Origin of the sequence: Bacteroides sp. ET336 (assembly GCF_024733815.1) — a bacterium.
In the GTDB taxonomy this organism is placed as follows: domain Bacteria; phylum Bacteroidota; class Bacteroidia; order Bacteroidales; family Bacteroidaceae; genus Phocaeicola; species Phocaeicola cellulolyticus.
The window spans coordinates 1-277 of record NZ_JANRHK010000076.1; the positions used below are offsets into that span (position 1 = coordinate 1).

Consider the following 277-nt stretch of genomic DNA (forward strand, 5'->3'; position numbering starts at 1 on the left):
GTTCACGCAGAATTCCTCGTGTTCCGCGCTACTCAGGATGCCACTATGCTTCGTTTCGCTTCGAATACCGGACTGTCACCGTCTGTGGTCGAACTTTCCAGATCGTTCTTCTCACGAAATTTCTTGCAACGTTGTGGTCCTACAACCCCGCTTATGCCGTAACATAAGCGGTTTGGGCTCTTCCCCGTTCGCTCGCCACTACTGGGGGAATCATTGTTATTTTCTTTTCCTGCAGGTACTAAGATGTTTCAGTTCCCTGCGTTAGCCCCTTACAAAT

At 49.5% G+C, this 277-nt stretch carries 1 rRNA gene; it reads right to left on the minus strand.

The annotated features are described in order from the left end of the window. Positions 1-277 (minus strand): 23S ribosomal RNA (locus NW213_RS16905); the annotation flags it as partial.